The organism is Pseudomonas fluorescens (assembly GCF_002837185.1).
Classification (GTDB): Bacteria; Pseudomonadota; Gammaproteobacteria; order Pseudomonadales; family Pseudomonadaceae; genus Aquipseudomonas; species Aquipseudomonas fluorescens_AM.
The window spans coordinates 17,222-33,984 of record NZ_KZ478030.1; the positions used below are offsets into that span (position 1 = coordinate 17,222).

Annotated in this window: 11 protein-coding genes; 3 read left to right on the forward strand and 8 right to left on the reverse strand. The window is 60.1% G+C overall.

Translation table 11 applies throughout. From position 1 onward, the window contains the following. Positions 1 to 155: 155 nt before the first annotated feature. Positions 156 to 1,376: an aspartate aminotransferase family protein gene (locus tag CIB54_RS25550; protein WP_065950563.1), complete on the reverse strand. Its 1,221-nt coding sequence runs from the start codon at positions 1,374 to 1,376 to the stop codon at positions 156 to 158. Positions 1,377 to 1,671: 295 nt separating this feature from the next. Here CIB54_RS25550 and CIB54_RS25555 point away from each other — a divergent pair, with 295 nt between their 5' ends. Continuing rightward, positions 1,672 to 5,874: a dermonecrotic toxin domain-containing protein gene (locus CIB54_RS25555; protein ID WP_101221319.1), complete on the forward strand. Its 4,203-nt coding sequence runs from the start codon at positions 1,672 to 1,674 to the stop codon at positions 5,872 to 5,874. 15 nt (positions 5,875 to 5,889) lie between these two features. Further along, on the forward strand, positions 5,890 to 7,557 hold the full coding sequence (locus tag CIB54_RS25560; protein WP_101221320.1) for a leucine-rich repeat domain-containing protein: 1,668 nt from the start codon (positions 5,890 to 5,892) through the stop codon (positions 7,555 to 7,557). A gap of 8 nt (positions 7,558 to 7,565) precedes the next feature. On the opposite strand, the gene argR is transcribed toward CIB54_RS25560, so the two are convergent. From argR to acs, 7 genes are all read right to left on the reverse strand, one after another. Further along, positions 7,566 to 8,546 (reverse strand): transcriptional regulator ArgR, encoded by a 981-nt coding sequence (gene argR, locus CIB54_RS25565; RefSeq protein ID WP_065950565.1) that lies wholly within the window; start codon positions 8,544 to 8,546, stop codon positions 7,566 to 7,568. A gap of 143 nt (positions 8,547 to 8,689) precedes the next feature. Beyond that, positions 8,690 to 9,454 (reverse strand): ABC transporter ATP-binding protein, encoded by a 765-nt coding sequence (locus CIB54_RS25570; RefSeq protein ID WP_003214336.1) that lies wholly within the window; start codon positions 9,452 to 9,454, stop codon positions 8,690 to 8,692. Positions 9,455 to 9,481: 27 nt separating this feature from the next. Next, positions 9,482 to 10,594: a succinylglutamate desuccinylase/aspartoacylase family protein gene (locus CIB54_RS25575; RefSeq protein ID WP_065950567.1), complete on the reverse strand. Its 1,113-nt coding sequence runs from the start codon at positions 10,592 to 10,594 to the stop codon at positions 9,482 to 9,484. Position 10,595: 1 nt separating this feature from the next. Then, positions 10,596 to 11,294 carry an ABC transporter permease gene (locus CIB54_RS25580; RefSeq protein ID WP_065950568.1) on the reverse strand — a complete coding sequence of 233 codons (699 nt, stop codon included), beginning with the start codon at positions 11,292 to 11,294 and terminating at the stop codon, positions 10,596 to 10,598. Beyond that, a complete protein-coding gene (locus CIB54_RS25585) occupies positions 11,291 to 11,980 on the reverse strand; it encodes an ABC transporter permease (RefSeq protein ID WP_032886746.1) in 690 nt (229 codons plus the stop codon). The genes CIB54_RS25580 and CIB54_RS25585 overlap by 4 nt, the downstream gene beginning before the upstream one ends. A 92-nt stretch (positions 11,981 to 12,072) precedes the next feature. Next, entirely contained in the window at positions 12,073 to 12,858 is a 786-nt protein-coding gene (locus CIB54_RS25590; RefSeq protein WP_065950569.1) for an ABC transporter substrate-binding protein, read from the reverse strand. Between the two features lie 613 nt (positions 12,859 to 13,471). Further along, positions 13,472 to 15,427, reverse strand: coding sequence for an acetate--CoA ligase (gene acs / locus CIB54_RS25595; RefSeq protein ID WP_101221321.1), 1,956 nt, complete (start codon positions 15,425 to 15,427; stop codon positions 13,472 to 13,474). Positions 15,428 to 15,827: 400 nt separating this feature from the next. Between acs and CIB54_RS25600 the strand changes: the two genes are divergently transcribed. Beyond that, positions 15,828 to 16,097, forward strand: coding sequence for a DUF2790 domain-containing protein (locus tag CIB54_RS25600; RefSeq protein WP_065951034.1), 270 nt, complete (start codon positions 15,828 to 15,830; stop codon positions 16,095 to 16,097). Positions 16,098 to 16,763 lie beyond the last annotated feature (666 nt).

Sequence of the window (16,763 nt, forward strand, 5' to 3'; positions counted from 1 at the left end):
GGGCACGGGATCTGAGTTCACACAGATCCAATGTGGGAGGGGGCTTGCCCCCGATAGCAGTTTGTCAGTTGATAAATCAGGTGACTGATCCACCGCCATCGGGGGCAAGCCCCCGCCCACATTTGATCCGGTCCGGCCTGCTAAATGTGTCGCTATCAGGCGTGCGTCAACGTCTTCACAGCACGTTCAAAACGATCCAGCCCTTCCGTGATGTCCGCCTCTTCCACCACCAGGCTTGGCGCAAAACGCACCACGTCCGGGCCGGCTTGCAGGATCATCAGGTTTTCTTTCTCGGCGGCGTTGAACACGTCCTTGGCCTTGCCTTTGAACGCATCGCTGAGCACACAACCGATCAGCAAGCCCATGCCGCGCACTTGCGTAAAGATGCCGTATTGCGTGCCGATCTGCTCCAGGCGCGTCTTGAACAGCGCGTGCCTGGCATTCACGCCGGCCAGCACTTCGGGGGTGTTGATCACGTCGATCACGGCTCCAGCCACCGCGCACGCCAGCGGGTTACCGCCATAGGTGGTGCCGTGGGTGCCGGCCACCAGGTGCTTGGCCAGATCTTCCCGGGTAAGCATCGCGGCAATCGGGAAACCGCCGCCCAGGCTCTTGGCGCTGGTGAGGATGTCTGGCGTCACGCCGTAATGCTGGTAGGCAAACAGGTGACCGGTGCGGCCCATGCCGGTTTGCACTTCGTCAAATACCAACAGCGCGTCGTGGGCATCGCACAGTTCGCGGGCGCCTTGCAGGTAAGCCAGTTCGGCCGGCAATACACCGCCTTCACCCTGGATCGGCTCCAGCACCACAGCGCAAGTCTTGTCCGACACAGCGGCCTTCAGTGCAGCCAGGTCGTTATAAGGCACATGGGTGATGCCGGTGATTTTAGGCCCGAAACCATCGGAGTACTTGGACTGGCCACCAACGGTGACGGTGAACAGCGTACGGCCGTGGAAACTGTTCAGCGCGGCAATGATCTCGTACTTCTCGCTGCCGAAACGGTCGAACGCAACGCGACGGGCCAGCTTGAAGGCGGCCTCGTTGGCTTCGGCGCCGGAGTTGCAGAAGAACACGCGCTCGGCAAACGTGGCGTCGATCAGCTTATGCGCCAGACGCAGCGCCGGCTCATTGGTGAACACGTTGGAGACATGCCACAGCGTGTTGGCCTGTTCGGTCAGTGCACCGACCAGCGCCGGGTGCGCATGGCCCAATACGTTAACCGCGATGCCGCCGGCAAAGTCGATCAGCTCGCGACCGGCCTGGTCCCAAACGCGCGAACCTGCGCCACGCACGGGGATAAAGGCGGCAGGCGCGTAGGTAGGCACCATCACCTGGTCGAAATCGGCACGTTGCACCGGGGCTTGCTCAACGGACATCGGAGTCTCCTGAAGAGGAACGCCTGCCTGGAACTGGCGGGCGATGCAGGGATTGTAAGGACAGTTTTGAGCGCCACCTTGTCGCCAAGCGACAACTTCTTATAGCGCCAACCCCGGTTTTACACGGGTTTACGGCAATGCGACATATTGCGTCGCAATGGCGCAGTTTAAACGCTGCCGCAGTTTTGCGTCAGGGGCCGCCGGTGAAAGGGCTGTGCCCCCTAACTATCTAAAGCCTCCTGCGCGCAACCGACGGGTTTACTGCAAGCCTTCATGACTTGTACGGACCCGCTTCATGACCAACATCGATCTCTCGGATGCCAGCCTGCCTGACAGCCACTACCAACTGCTGACCAGCGCCCTGCCCGCCTGGCTCGGCAATGCCTCTGCCAGCAAACGCCAGGCGCTTGCCAACACCCAGCCCCGCCCGCTGCCGGGCAGCGTCGAGCAGCGGGCGGCGCTCAAGCGGCTTACCGGCGCCCACTGGGATGCACAAAACAGTGTGGACCGGGCATTGCAACATCTGCAGGACGTCAAGACCTTTGCCACCCCGATCCTCGAGCAGGCACTGAAAGCCGAGTTCGGCCTGCAACTGGATGTCGACGCCACCTTTGTGCGTCTGTATATCCCCGACCGCATCCCATGGTTCTCGATACACTCCGGCGCAACGCGAACCTGGACGGTCTCGCTGCTCGACGCCGCCCTGCATAACTTCGAACACAAAGAAACGCTGGCGGACGCCTACGAGCCGGCCTCGACCTTTATCACGCGCCCCTCAGCCAGCGGGCAATTCGACACCTTGCCGCCAATCAAGCGCGTGATGTCAATCTCGGCGTTTACCAGCCTGTGCCGTGACCTGGATATCGGTGCCCTCTACGCCCGCTACCTGAACGAGGCGCTCGGGATGTCCAACCCGGTGGCCGCCGCAGTACTGCGCCTGAAGGTCGACGCCAGCCACAAAGCCGCCCTGCAGGTCGCGCTGCAACTGGCACGTATCCAGGGAGATATCAGCGAGGACTTCGGCACCGTGATCGAAGGGCTGATCGCGGGCACATCCCACCTCAGGCTCGATGGCCAGCCGTTGCTCTGTCACGACTTCAGGCTGATGGAAATTCCGCTCACGGGGATCCAATTGTTTGCCCCCGACCTGGAAACGCCCCGGTCGGCCCAGCGCCTGGTGGCATACATTCCAGATGATCCACAGCACCCACTCAAGGAATATGCCTCGTCGCGGGCCTTCATGCAGGAACTGATACGACAACTGCGTGATCGCGACTATCAAACCTTCTTCAGCCGCTTCGTGCCCCACGCCAATCGAGGGGTATTTTTTTCCGGCCTGGACCAGCGCCTGGCGCGCATTACCTGGCATCCCCCCGTCAAGGGCAGCAGCGAGGCCCCCTGGCGCCGTAAACCGACCGACAACCCCACCCTGCAGTTTGACGCAGTGCCGATCACGGGCGATCCCTGGTTGCATCTGTATCAGCGAAAGCTCGACAAGATACTCAACGATGCTCGCACCCTTGCCGTTTCCACCGCCAGTGTCGATCGCGAGGCACGCTGGCGACTTTGGGACTCCTTCGTCGATGTTGCATCCTCTATCCTCAACGCGGCATTGATGGTGGTAGCCCCCTTTGTCCCGGGGCTGGGCGAGTTGATGCTTGGCTACATGGCCTATCAACTGCTCGATGATGTGTTCGAAGGGATCGTCGACTGGGCCGAAGGCCAGGGCAAAGAAGCCTTCGGTCATCTCATGAGCGTGCTGGAGTCCCTGCTGCAATTGGGCGCATTTGCCGCGGGCAGCAAGATTGGTGTGCCCCTGTTGCGCAAGGCGTTACCCAAGGACGTACTCGCCTATATCGACACATTCAAACCCGTCAGCCTGGCCAATAATGCCAAGCGTTACTGGAAACCGGACCTGACGCCCTACGAGCATCCTGCATCGCTACCACCGCGCCTGGGTATCAACGAGCTGGGCCTGCACGAGACACGCGGGGAGACAATCCTGGCGCTGGAAAACAAACTGTACAGCGTGGAAAAAGCCCCGGACAGCGAGCTATACCAGATCAAACACCCCCGCCGCGCCGACGCCTATCGCCCGATCGTGCGACACAACCGCGCCGGCGCGTGGCACACCGAACTCGAACAACCCTTGCAGTGGGACAAACCCACGCTGCTGCGCAGGCTAGGTCATAGCGTCCAGGGCTTGAGCGAGGCGGACCGAGAATTGGCTCTGCATATCAGCGGTACGGATGAACACGTCGTACGCAAAATGCATGTCAACAGCGAACGTCCGTCACCGCTGCTGGACGATACCTTGAGCCGCCTGCGCATCGACCGCGACATCCAACGGCTCATCGAACAGCTGCGCAGTGAGGACCCGACGGTGTATCACCAGATTGATCCTCAAGACACCTTGCAGCTATTGACCACCCACGGCTCGTGGCCGCCCACCAAAGCCTTGCGCATCGTCAACGACAAGGGTCAGACCGCCTGGGAATTCGGGGACAAGCGCATGCCGGTGGTTCAGGTCTACGAATCCCAGCTGGACAATGGAGACTTGCTGAAAACGGTCTTGCGCGGCCTGACCACCGAAGAGATCCGCACGCAGTTCGGTGAGCGCGCCAGCGACCCGGAACTGAGCCTGGAACGCCGCGCCCACCTGCTGCGCCATAAGCTGGCGGATATTGCCGATCACCAGCGCAGCGCGTTGTTCGAATCGCGGTATGCGCCGCTGCAAGCCGCTACCGAGCCGCTTACCCAGCAATTGCTCAGCACCACGCCCGGGTTGCCCGCGAGCGTGGCGCAAACCCTCGTGAGCGAGGCGAGCGGCGCAGAGCTTGAAGCGCTGCATGAGCGCAACACGCCGCCGCGCCTGGCCGAACTGGCACGCGCCGCGTGGAATGAAGTCAAGGTCAACCGTGCCTATGAGGGGCTGCACCTGAAGGCGCCGGGGTCGGTGGACACCGATCGGCTGGCACTCAACTCCCTGCGCACACTGAAGGGCTGGTCGGGCGAGGTACAGCTCGAGGCCCGTCACGATTCACTGACCGGGCCAACCTGGCTGCGGATCGGCCCGGTTGACGCGCCCATCCATCGCACGTTGGTGCGCACCGAAGCGGGTCACTACCAGCCCTACGATGAACAGGGCGCCCTCGGCAGCGAGACTGACCTGTACTCAGCCATTTTAAGTGCCCTGCCCGACAAGCAGCGTGATCAGCTCGACCTGGGCCTTCACCAGGGCGCACAACTCAAGCAGCGTCTACGGCAGGCGCCACTGCCACGCAACGAACTACGCGCATTGCTTACCCCCCACAATGAGCCCGGACAGGCCATTGAAACCCTGCGCCTGTTAGGCGCCGACAACGGCTATCACGCCCAGGCGCCCGCGCCCCTGGGCGCTGCAAACCTGCATCAACGCGCGCGCAACCTGTACCCCGCACTTGCCGAACATCAATTGACCACCCTGCTGAACCATTTGCAGTCCCAGCCTGGCGGTGCACTTGCCGGCCTGGAAGCGCTGGACATCGAATACCACCAACTGGAACGCGACCTGACTACCTGGCAACGCAACATTCCCTCTCAGAACCCCGGGAACGGCTCTGTACTCAGCTTGCGGCAGCGCGAGTACGAAAAACGCAATCGCGAGCTCATGGCCCGCGAACTCAGACGCTGCTGGCGCAGGGAATTGCCCATCGATGATTACTTCGAAGACCCGACCCTCGACGGTTACCGACTGAACCTGAATACCCCTATTCGCGGCGAATTGCCCCGGCTGTCCGCCAACTTCGATCACGTATCGATGCTGACCCTGTCGGGCAGCGACCACACGCTGGGGGCACCCGCGTTCCTCGGCTACTTTGCGCGGCTGCGTCATTTGGCCGTTGAAAGTCTGCCCTTGGGCGACGTGCCACCGGCTGTATTGCAGATGGGCAACTTGAAACTACTGCGCCTGAGCGACTGCGCAATCAGCCTGACGCCGCTCAGTCAGACCCGGCTCGCCTCGATGACCCAACTGCAAACCCTGGACCTGTATAAAAACCCCTTGGGCCGCGTACCCAGCGTGGAGGCCATGACCGAACTGCACACCCTGGACCTGTCCGACACCGGCATCGATAGCCTCCCCCCTGGTCTGCTCACCCGCAATAATCTGGATGCGGCCTTTCTCAGTGGCAACCGGATCAAAGAACTGCCCGCGACACTGTTCGCTCTGCCAGCGGGTAAAAGCGTGGCCTTCGACCTGTCTCGCAACCCGCTGTCATCGACCACCCTTGAGCGCGTCAAAGCCTACTACCAGCAGCACGGAGATTACTGGGAGGCCACTGCTCCCGACGTGGATGTGCACGATGCAAAACGGCTGTACCCCTCCCTGGACGACAACCAAATCAACCGGCTCATCTACAGCCTGCCGGGCGATCTGGAAGCAGGCAGGCGCGAGCTGGCACGCTTGGCCGGTGAATTGGACACCTTGCAGCTCGAGCTCAACCACTGGTCACAGTAATCCCCGGCACCGTCAGTGGAAGGCAACCGGCGAAACGCACTCAAGGTGCTGCTCGAAAAAAGCTGGCGCCGGGAGTTGCCCCAAGACACTCAAGTTGTCCACACCCTGGACATCCCTCAGTCTCTCGCGGGCGAAGTGCCCACCCTCAGTGCGCGTTTCAAGCATATTGGCTCACTGACGATCAAAGGCAGCGGTAGCCCGATGGGGTCAACCGCCTTTATCGACAGCTTTCCGGCCCTGACGATCCTCGACATCGAAAACGTCTTGCTCGAGGATATCCCTCCCTCGGTGATCAACCTGCCAGAACTGGAAATACTGGGGCTGCCACGCTGTTCAATCGCGCTGAACCGCGCCAGTCTGGAGGGATTGCACGGCATGAGCAGCCTCAAGTACTTGAACCTGGACCATAACCCCCTGGGACAAATCCCCGACTTCAGTCGCCTGCCCGGCTTGAGCCATATCTCACTGAAAGACACCGGACTAAAGGAGATACCGCTTGAGCTGCTGGGCAACCCACCACGCCAGACGGTGAACTTGAGCGAAAACGCCATTGAACAACTGCCCGCCGAACTGTTCGCGTTGCCGAGCTCACTCACCAGCCCACTGGACCTTTCCGCCAACCCGTTGACGCCCCCGACCCTGGACTTGATCAAAACCTACTGCCAGCGCACCGGCGAGAGCTTCGCCGCCCAGGCCTCCGCAGAGCAACGCCTGCGTACGCAACAGCTATACCCCACATTCCTGGAAGCTGAGGCAGACCGTTTTATCTTCCGCCTGCCCGGCGATATGGCAGCGGTGGACCCGACTTTGACGCGCCTGGAAGCCGAATACGAACAACTGGGTAACGACCTGCAACTGTGGGTGCAGGCTGTGCCGGATCGACACCCGATCCTGGATGTGCCCCTTGACGAGCAAACCCGTGCCCTGGACCAGCTGTCGAGACAGAACTTCAAGACGTTGCTGGAACAAGCCTGGCGACGCGAAAGCGCCCTGGACGAAGAGAGCCTGGGCGATGAACCGAGCCACATGGTGCATACGGACACACCGATATTGGGCGACTTGCCGCAGTTGAACGCCAACTTCAACCACGTGACCTCGTTCGAGCTGATCGGTAACGGCACCACAACTGGCGTCGACGGCACATTGCGCAGTTTCAAGCACCTGCAATCACTGACACTCACCAAGTGCTCGCTGGGCACACTGCCTGAGTCGATCCAGTACATGCCCAAGCTGTCCACCCTGGCAATGGAAGAGTGCGCAATCCGCTTGACACCCGACACCCGAGGAGCGCTGGCGCATTTGAACCAGCTGGACTTCCTTGACTTGAGCAACAACCCTTTGGGCCTCGCCCCTGACATCAGTTCGCTGCACCAACTAGCCTCGCTTCACCTGAGAAATGCAGCACTGAGCGAAGCCCCTGAAGGCGTGTTCCGGGTGGATGGGCTGCACACGCTGGATTTGAGCAACAACGGAATCCGCGAGATACCGGCGGACTTGCTGGACAGTCGAACCGTGTTCAACCAGGACTGCGACCTGAGCCTTAACCCGCTATCGCCAGCAAGCCTGGCACGCCTGCGCCAGTATTACCAACGCACAGGCATTGACTTCCAGGTTGCGGCCGCCACCGTGGATGCTCAAGGCACACCACTGGTGGTGGCTCATCCTGAACCGGAAGAAGACTGACGGGTTGATCAGCCGCGCTCGGACGGCACCGAAGACAGTTCAAAGGGGCTGCTGCTGCGCCGTTGATTGCGATCTTCACGAGGGGTTGCGCCGAAGAAGTTGCGGTAGGCGCTGGAGAAATGCGGCCCCGAGGAGAAGCCGCACGACAAGCCGATCTGGATGATCGACTTGCTGGTTTGCATCAACATCTGGCGGGCTTTGTTCAGGCGCAGCTCCAGGTAGTACTGGCTGGGGACGCGGTTGAGGTATTGCTTGAAGATCCGTTCCAGTTGTCGTCGCGACACGCAGACATGCTGGGCGATTTCGTCCGTGGTCAACGGCTCTTCGATGTTGGCTTCCATCAACAAAACTGCCTGGGTCAGCTTCGGATGGCTGGAGCCCAGGCGGTTTTGCAGCGGGATGCGCTGGCGCTCGCCACCTTCGCGGATGCGCTCCACCACCAGCTCTTCCGAGACCGCACCAGCCAGCTCGGCACCGTGGTCACGGGCCAGCACTGCCAGCAGCAGGTCGAGTACCGACATGCCACCGCAGGCGGTCAGGCGATCACGGTCCCAGTCAAACAGATGGCTGGTGGCGATGACCTTGGGGAAGCGTTCGGCAAAATCATCCTGCCAGCGCCAATGCACGGCGGCGCGGTAGCCATCCAACAGGCCAAGCTGGGCCAGCGGGTACACACCGGCGGACAGACCACCGATCACACACCCCGCCCGGACAAGCTGCTTGAGCGCGGTACTGAGCTGGGAAGCGATCACAGTGGGCGGCTCATCCGCCAACAGGAACAGCTTCTGAAAACCTTCGAGCTTGCCGGCCCACGGCTCGCCCGGCAGTTGCCAGGCGCCTTCGGCGGCAGGCTCGGCGAGCAGGAATGACAACTCGTAGACCACCTCCGGATGCACCCGCTGAGCAACGCGCAAGGCCTCCTCAGCCAGCGCAAGCGTGAGTGCTTTTGTGCTGGGCCAAATCAGGAAACCAATTTTATGGGCGGTCATGGAGTGCTATCCGGAACGAAAACAGTAATGAAGACAGAGGCCAATGCTAGCCGGTAAACCAACACAAATCTCAAAAACAATGGCGATCAAATGTGGGAGGGGGCTTGCCCCCTCCCACATAAAGCAGCTCCAACAGGAAAGGACTATTTCAAGCTGCCGGAGAGGAACTGCTGAAGGCGCTCGGACTGCGGGTTCACCAGCACTTCGCGAGGATTACCACGCTCTTCGACAATGCCTTTGTGCAAAAACACCAACTGGTTCGACACTTCACGGGCAAAGCCCATTTCATGGGTCACCACCACCATGGTGCGGCCTTCCTGGGCCAGGTCCTGCATCACTTTGAGCACTTCACCGACCAACTCAGGGTCGAGCGCCGACGTCGGTTCGTCGAACAGCATCACCTCCGGCTCCATCGCCAGGGCACGGGCAATCGCCACGCGCTGCTGCTCGCCACCGGACATATGGCCTGGGAAGGCATCCTTACGATGACCCACACCGACCTTGGCCAGGTAATGCTCGGCTTTTTCACGCGCGTCTTTCTTCGACATGCCCAACACATGCACCGGGGCTTCCATCACGTTTTCAAGCGCAGTCATGTGCGACCACAGGTTGAAATGCTGGAACACCATGGACAGGCGCGAACGCATGCGCTGCAGTTGTTTAGGGTCGGCGGCCTTCATGGCGCCGTCTTTGTTGGCGACCAGTTTCAGCTCTTCGTTATTGAGCAGGATCTTGCCGGCGTGGGGCTGCTCCAGCAAGTTGATGCAGCGCAAAAAGGTACTTTTGCCCGAGCCACTGGAGCCGATAATGCTGATCACATCACCGGCTGCGGCGGCCAGGGACACGCCTTTGAGCACTTCATGACTGCCATAGCGTTTATGCAGGTCTTGGACTTCAAGCTTGTACATGCGGTCGGTTCTCACAAAAACAGGTGGTCAGTCGTTGAGCAAGCGCCCGTGACGCAGCGCTTCGCGCCCCGCCACCTTGGCCAGCCAGAAACCCGCTTGGGCATAACGCAGCCGTTCAACGGCAAACAACACCCCGGACGTACCCGCGCAAACAATGCTCACGTGGTCTGCCAGGGGATCAATCACTTCAAAAATGGGTTCGCCCTGCTCGACCCAGTCACCGGCCTTACGCAGGTAACTGATCACTCCGGCGTGGGGGGCGAACAGCAATTCGGTGCCTTCGAACGGCATGCCTTCGCACGCTTCGTGTTGTGGTGCCGGCCATTCGCCCTTGATCAGGCCTTGTTCGGCAAGAAACGCCAGGATGCCTTCAGCGTGGAAGATCGCCTCATTGCGACCGGTGTCAGCCTGGCCGCCCAACTCCAGCGTCGTCGCCAGACAGGCCAGCGGAATCTGTGCGTCGGGAAACGTGCGCGACAGACGCAGCCACGGCAACGAACAGGCTTCATCGAACGAGCTGCCACCGGAATCTTCCGCGAGCAGGCCGACCTTCACATTCAAATGCGCCGACAGCGAGCGCCACTGCGGCCAGTGCTGGGGCAGTGCGTACATGTGCAGTGCGGCCTCGGCGTCGCAATGCAGGTCGAGCACCACATCGGCGTTGCAGGCGTGGCTGAGCAGAATACGTTGCATGCCTTGCAACTGGCTGCTCGGCGCGGGCAAGGCACTGAGCACATCGCTCATGGCCTGGCGAATCATGCGCACGTTTGCGTGGGGGTCATCGCCCAATTTGCCTTTGAGCAGCTCGGTGACCGGCGCGCTCAACTCCACGAAATCACGGTTGAAATTCTTGCCGCTGCCCACCTCGAAACGGCCCTGGTGGCTGCCTTGCAGCAACTGGCCCAGGCCCATCGGGTTGGCCACCGGTACCAACTCGATCACGCCGTTAAGCGCGCCTTGCTGTTCCAGTTCGGTGAGGCGCTTTTTCAGCTCCCAGGCCGCGCGCATGCCGGGTAACTCATCGGCGTGCAGGCTGGCCTGGATATACGCCTTGCGCTCGCCGCGGCCGAAACGAAACACGCTCAGCTGGCGTTCACAGCCCAGGTGGCCCCAGGGCAACAGGTGATCGATACGTTCCATATCAATGCTTCCGTGGAGCCAGGTAGCTCAGCCAGCGGCGTTCGGCCAACTTGAACAGGCGCACCAGGATGAACGTCAGGCACAGGTAGAACACGCCGGCGGTGATATAGGCTTCGAACGGCAGGTAGTACTGGGCGTTCACCGTGCGCGCGGCGCCGGTGATATCAATCAAGGTGACGATGGAGGCCAGGCTGGTGGTCTGCAGCATCATGATCACTTCGTTGCTGTACTGCGGCAGCGCGCGGCGCAGGGCCGACGGCAGCAGAATGCGGCGGTACAGCTTGTAGCGCGACATGCCCATGGCCTTGGCTGCTTCGATCTCGCCATTGGGCGTGGCCTTGAGGCTGCCGGCGATGATCTCGGCGGTGTAGGCGCTGGTGTTGATCGCAAACGCCAGGCACGCGCAGAAGGTGGCGCTGGACAGCAGCGGCCACAGGAAGCTTTCACGCACGGTTTCGAATTGGGCCAGCCCGTAGTAGATCAGGAACAACTGCACCAGCATCGGCGTGCCGCGAATCACATAGGTGTACAGCCACGCCGCGCCATTGACGATTGGCTGCTTGGACACGCGCATCAGGCCCAGGGGCAAGGCGGCGAGCAGGCCGAAGAACAGCGCGATGGCGAGCAGTTTGAGGGTGGTCAGCAGGCCGCCAAGGTACAGCGGCATGGCCTCCCAGATGACGTTGTAGTCGAAGATCATAGATCAGCCGCCCTTACGCCTACCGAGTAGCGCTTCTCAAGATAACGCAGGGCAAGCAATGACACGCTGGTGATCACCAGGTACATCGCCGCCACGGCGAGGAAGAAGGTAAAAGGCTCACGGGTGGCATCGGCCGCCTGCTTGGCCTTGAACATCATGTCTTGCAGGCCCACCACCGAAATCAGCGCGGTGGCCTTGGTGAGCACCAGCCAGTTGTTGGTGAAGCCGGGGATCGCCAGCCGAATCATCTGCGGCACCATCACCCGGAAAAACACCTGGAAGCTGCTCATGCCATACGCCAGGCCGGCTTCAGCCTGCCCCTTGGGAATGGCCATGAAGGCGCCACGAAACGTTTCCGACAGGTAGGCGCCAAAGATGAAACCCAGGGTGCCGATACCGGCGGCCAAGGGGTTCAGGTCGATATAGTCGTCGTAGCCGAGCATCGGCGCGACGCGGTTGAGCAGGTCCTGACCGCCGTAGAAAATCAGCAGGATCAGCACCAGGTCGGGGATCCCGCGGATCACCGTGGAGTACAAGTCACCCAGCCAGGCCAACCAGCGCACCGGCGACAGGCGTAAGGCGACCCCGATCAGACCCAGAACAATGGCCAGGGCCATTGACGACAAGGCGAGCTGAAGCGTCAACCATGCGCCATCGAGGATAACGGCCCCGTAGCCTTTCAACATGATTCAGGTCCTCGAAAAGGGGGATGAAAAAATGGCGCAAACTTCAGAGTGTTCTGTTGCTTGCGCCATTTCAGACAGACCGCCGCGACGATTTACTTGGCTTCTGGCCCGTAAATGTCGAAGTTGAAGTACTTGTCCTGGATTTTCTTGTACTCGCCGTTGGCACGGATCGCGGTGATAGCCGCGTTGATACGGTCCAGGTTTTCCTTGTCGCCTTTGCGTACCGCGATGCCTATGCCGTCGCCAAAGTATTTGGCGTCTGTGAAGGCCGGGCCGGTGAACGCGTAGCCTTTACCGGCTGGCGTGTCGAGGAAACCTTCCTGCAGCAGGGTAGCGTCAGCCACAGTGCCGTCGAGGCGACCGGCTTCCACATCCAGGTAGATTTCGTTCTGCGAGCTGTAAGGCACAACGGTGGCGCCTTTGGGAGCCAGGACTTCCTTGGCGAAGCGGTCGTGGATCGAACCGCGCTGCACACCGATCTTCTTGCCCTTGAGTTCATCCAGGCTATCGCTGACCGTGGTGCCTTCCTTCAACACCAGGCGCGCCGGGGTCAGGTAGTAGCGGTTGGTGAAGTCGACGGACTTCTTGCGGTCTTCAGTGATGGACATGGACGACAGGATCGCGTCGATCTTGCGCACTTTCAGTGCCGGGATCAGGCCGTCGAACTCCTGCTCGACCCAGGTGCACTTCACGTCCATCTGCTTGCACAGGGCGTTGCCGATGTCGTAGTCAAAGCCGACGATGCTGCCATCCGGCGCCTTCGAGGCAAACGGAGGGTAAGCTGCTTCAATACCAATCTTCAGTGGCTTGCCTTCGGCGAAAGCCTGCATGGACAGCACGGACAGCGCCAGGGCGCCCAACAGCACGAGTTTCTTCATCTTGGGACTCCATCGGTATAGGGCAAAACAGCAGTATGAGCCATGGCCCACGATGCGGCGAAGGTGAAACCGAATAGCGTTGCAGCGTCCTGCGCCAGAGAGTACCAGCGACGACGAGCGAGTGATCGGCATTCTAACGACAGGCGGAAAGCCGATATTTCCTCAATGCGACAACAATTTACAGAAGCACCGAGAAAGCGGTTCCAGCCCATTGACAGCCTCTGGATTTTATGCAGAGGCAAAAGATATTAAACCAGCTAATGCTGCAAATTGCGGGCCTATTATTCGCAAACCCTTCTGGCACGGCAAGTGTGGCGTTTAATCTTATTTCCCGGGGTCTCTGAAACGCAGTTTTTCGAGACGCGGGCGTAGCTGTTTGCCTCATACCTGAGCGAAGGGTTACACATTTGCGCCCACCGGTAACATTCAGAAACGTCCTACTGCGTAAACCGATATTTATTGGCTTGCTGGTTATGCAGGCCTGTCAGACCACCCTCTGTACAGGACTTGAAATGCAATCCAAATGTGGGAGGGGGCTTCATGGTTTGCAAAATCCCGTAAAAAAGCCCCACCCGGTCTGCACCGAATGGGGCTCTGTCCCACCTACCCCGCCTTACGCGACGTTCATGGTCTTGTGCGTCTCAATCAACTGCGCAACCACCCCCGGATCGGCCAGGGTGGAGATATCCCCCAACCCGTCATACTCGGCCGTGGCAATCTTGCGCAGAATCCGTCGCATGATTTTCCCCGAACGCGTCTTCGGCAAGCCCGGCGCCCACTGGATCACGTCCGGCGAAGCAATCGGGCCGATCTCTTTACGCACCCAGTTCTTCAACTCCAGGCGCAGCTGCTCGCTGGGCTCTTCGCCGCCGATCAAGGTGACATAGACATAAATGCCCTGCCCCTTGATGTCATGCGGCACACCCACCACCGCCGCTTCCGCGACTTTCGGGTGGGCGACCATGGCGCTTTCGATCTCGGCGGTGCCCATGCGGTGGCCGGACACATTGAGTACGTCGTCCACACGCCCGGTGATCCAGTAGTAACCGTCCTCGTCACGTCGCGCACCGTCACCGGTGAAGTACATGCCCCGGAAGGTCTTGAAGTAGGTATCGACGAAACGGTCATGGTCGCCGTACAGCGTACGCGCCTGGCCCGGCCACGAATCGAGGATCACCAGGTTGCCTTCGGCCGCGCCTTCGATCAGGTTGCCCAGGTTGTCCACCAGTGCCGGTACCACGCCAAAGAATGGACGCGCCGCCGAACCCGGCTTGAGCGCATGAGCGCCCGGCAACGGGCTCATCATGTTGCCGCCGGTTTCGGTCTGCCACCAGGTGTCGACAATCGGGCAACGGGATTGGCCGACGTTCTTGTAGTACCAATCCCAGGCTTCCGGGTTGATCGGCTCGCCCACCGAACCCAGCAGGCGCAGGCTGCTGCCGTCGGCGCCTTCGCAGGCGGCGGTGCCCGACGCCATCATCGCGCGGATCGCGGTCGGCGCGGTGTAGAGCACATTGACCTTGTGCTTGTCGACGATCTTCGCCACCCGCGTGATATCCGGGTAGTTCGGCACGCCCTCGAACAGCAGCGTGGTCGCGCCGTTAGCCAGTGGGCCGTAGACGATGTAGGTGTGGCCGGTGACCCAGCCGACATCGGCGGTGCACCAGTAGATTTCACCCGGGCGGTAGTCGAACACACGTTCATGGGTCAGGGCTGCATATAACAGATAGCCGCCGGTGGTGTGCTGCACGCCCTTGGGCTTGCCGGTGGAGCCGGAGGTGTAGAGGATGAACAGCGCTTCTTCGGCGCCCATCTCTTTGGGCGCGCACACGGTGCCCGCCACTTTCATCAGGTCTTCGTACCAGATGTCGCGATGCTGGTTCCACTTGATCGCGCCATTGGTGCGCTTGCACACGATGACCTTCTGGATGCTGCTGGTTTCCGGATTGGTCAGCGCGTCATCGACGTTGGCCTTGAGCGGAATCTTCTTACCGGCGCGGATGCCTTCGTCAGCAGTGATAACGACTTTCGACTTACAGTCGATGATGCGACCGGCCAGGGCTTCCGGCGAGAAACCACCGAACACCACCGAATGAATCGCCCCGATGCGGGTACAGGCCAGCATGGCCACCACGGCTTCGGGGATCATCGGCATATAGATAGTCACCACGTCACCGCGGTGCACATCCTGGCCGCGCAGGGCGTTGGCAAACTTGCAGACTTCTTCATGCAGTTCGCGGTAGGTGATGTTGCGGCTCTCGGCAGGGTCATCGCCCTCCCAGATGATCGCGATCTGGTCGCCACGCTCGGCGAGGTGGCGATCCAGGCAGTTGTAGGAAACGTTCAGGGTGCCATCGGCGAACCACTTGATGTCGACATGGTGATCGTCGAACGAAGTCTGCTTCACCGTGGTGAAAGGCTTGATCCAGTCGAGACGCTTGGCTTGCTCGCGCCAGAAACCATCGGGATTGACCACCGACTGCTGGTACATCGCCTTGTAGGTCGCCTCGTCGGTCAGCGTGTTGGCTGCTACTTCGGGACGAACGGGGTACAGGGAAGCCGCACTCATCTTTCTTACCTCGGTGACAATAGTTGTTGTTGTATGGCCCCTGTTGTAGCCGGGGTAGGCCTATAGAACCATTCGACGATGGTAGTAACAAGACCCTACAAATTGCCCAGCTATGCCGGTATTCCGCTCTGGCCCGCGTCCTGCAGCGCTTCGCAGGCTGCTGAAAAAACCTTCATCGAGGGATTGTTACAAAAACCGTCAAAAGTGTTTATCAAAACCACGGGTATATGAATATAACCCGGGCGCCTAGAATCAACTCCGCCAACCAAGGCACCGTGATTAACACCGTAACAGCCCCCACGAAGGCAACGTTAATCCGAACTTCCCAACTTTCAAGTTACACACGCGGCCTCACAAGGGCCTCGTGACCCCTTTCGCCCTGAAGAAGGTAAATAGAGAAATGAAAGCTTTAGTAGTTTTGGCCCTCAGCAGCTTGTGCGCCACCGCCGCCCTGGCCGACGAGGCCCCGACCGAGCTGGCTGGCGCGAATGCGCCGATTGTTGAGGACTACACCTACAGCACTCACCTGGACGTCGCCAAAGTATTGTCCATGAGTGATATTGCGCAAGTGTGTGAAGTGGTACCGGTGAAGATGGAATATGAAGACTCGCAAGGTCAGCGTCATATTCTTAATTATCATGTGATGGGCAATGGTTGTTCTAACGGATAATCGGTTTTCAAGTTGAATGCTTAATTGCCGCAAGAAATCGCTCTTGCGGCCAAGGCCCGACCGCTGAAACACCACGATCAAAATGTGGGAGAGGGCTTGCTCCCGATAGCGTTAGCCGCCACACCCACCTTATAAAGCCCTGCCTGCGCCCCCCCTACCAAAACCCTCACACCGCCCGTCAAAAAAATCCAATCCCGGCAAAGCCTCGCAAACACACGCTTTGGCCGTAAACCAGGCTAATTTGGCGCCTCCAAGTGACCATCCGCCACAACACAAACCCGAATTTTTCCCTATAATGCGCGGGTAAATCGGGCCTGCAATATCCCTTTACACAGGGATGAAGAGCCAGACCTGAGGCCTCCGCTGGAGCCTGCACCTGTCGCTCCGCACCTCAAGCCTCACGCAGTACCCGTTACGCAATTTCCGTTTATTTGCCTGCGCGAGCTGCTGCAACAAACGATTCCTTAAGATCCACCGCGGCCTCAGGGCCGTGTGAACACCCCACCATCCGGTTTCACACGGGCACCTTTGAGCCCTCACGCAGGAGACGACACGTCATGCTGAGCTGGGACGAATTCGACAAAGAAGAAGAAGGCGAAGTAGCCACCAAGGGCGCCAACGCCGGCCACGCCACCGAAGCCAACATGGACCGCCTCGACGGTGCCG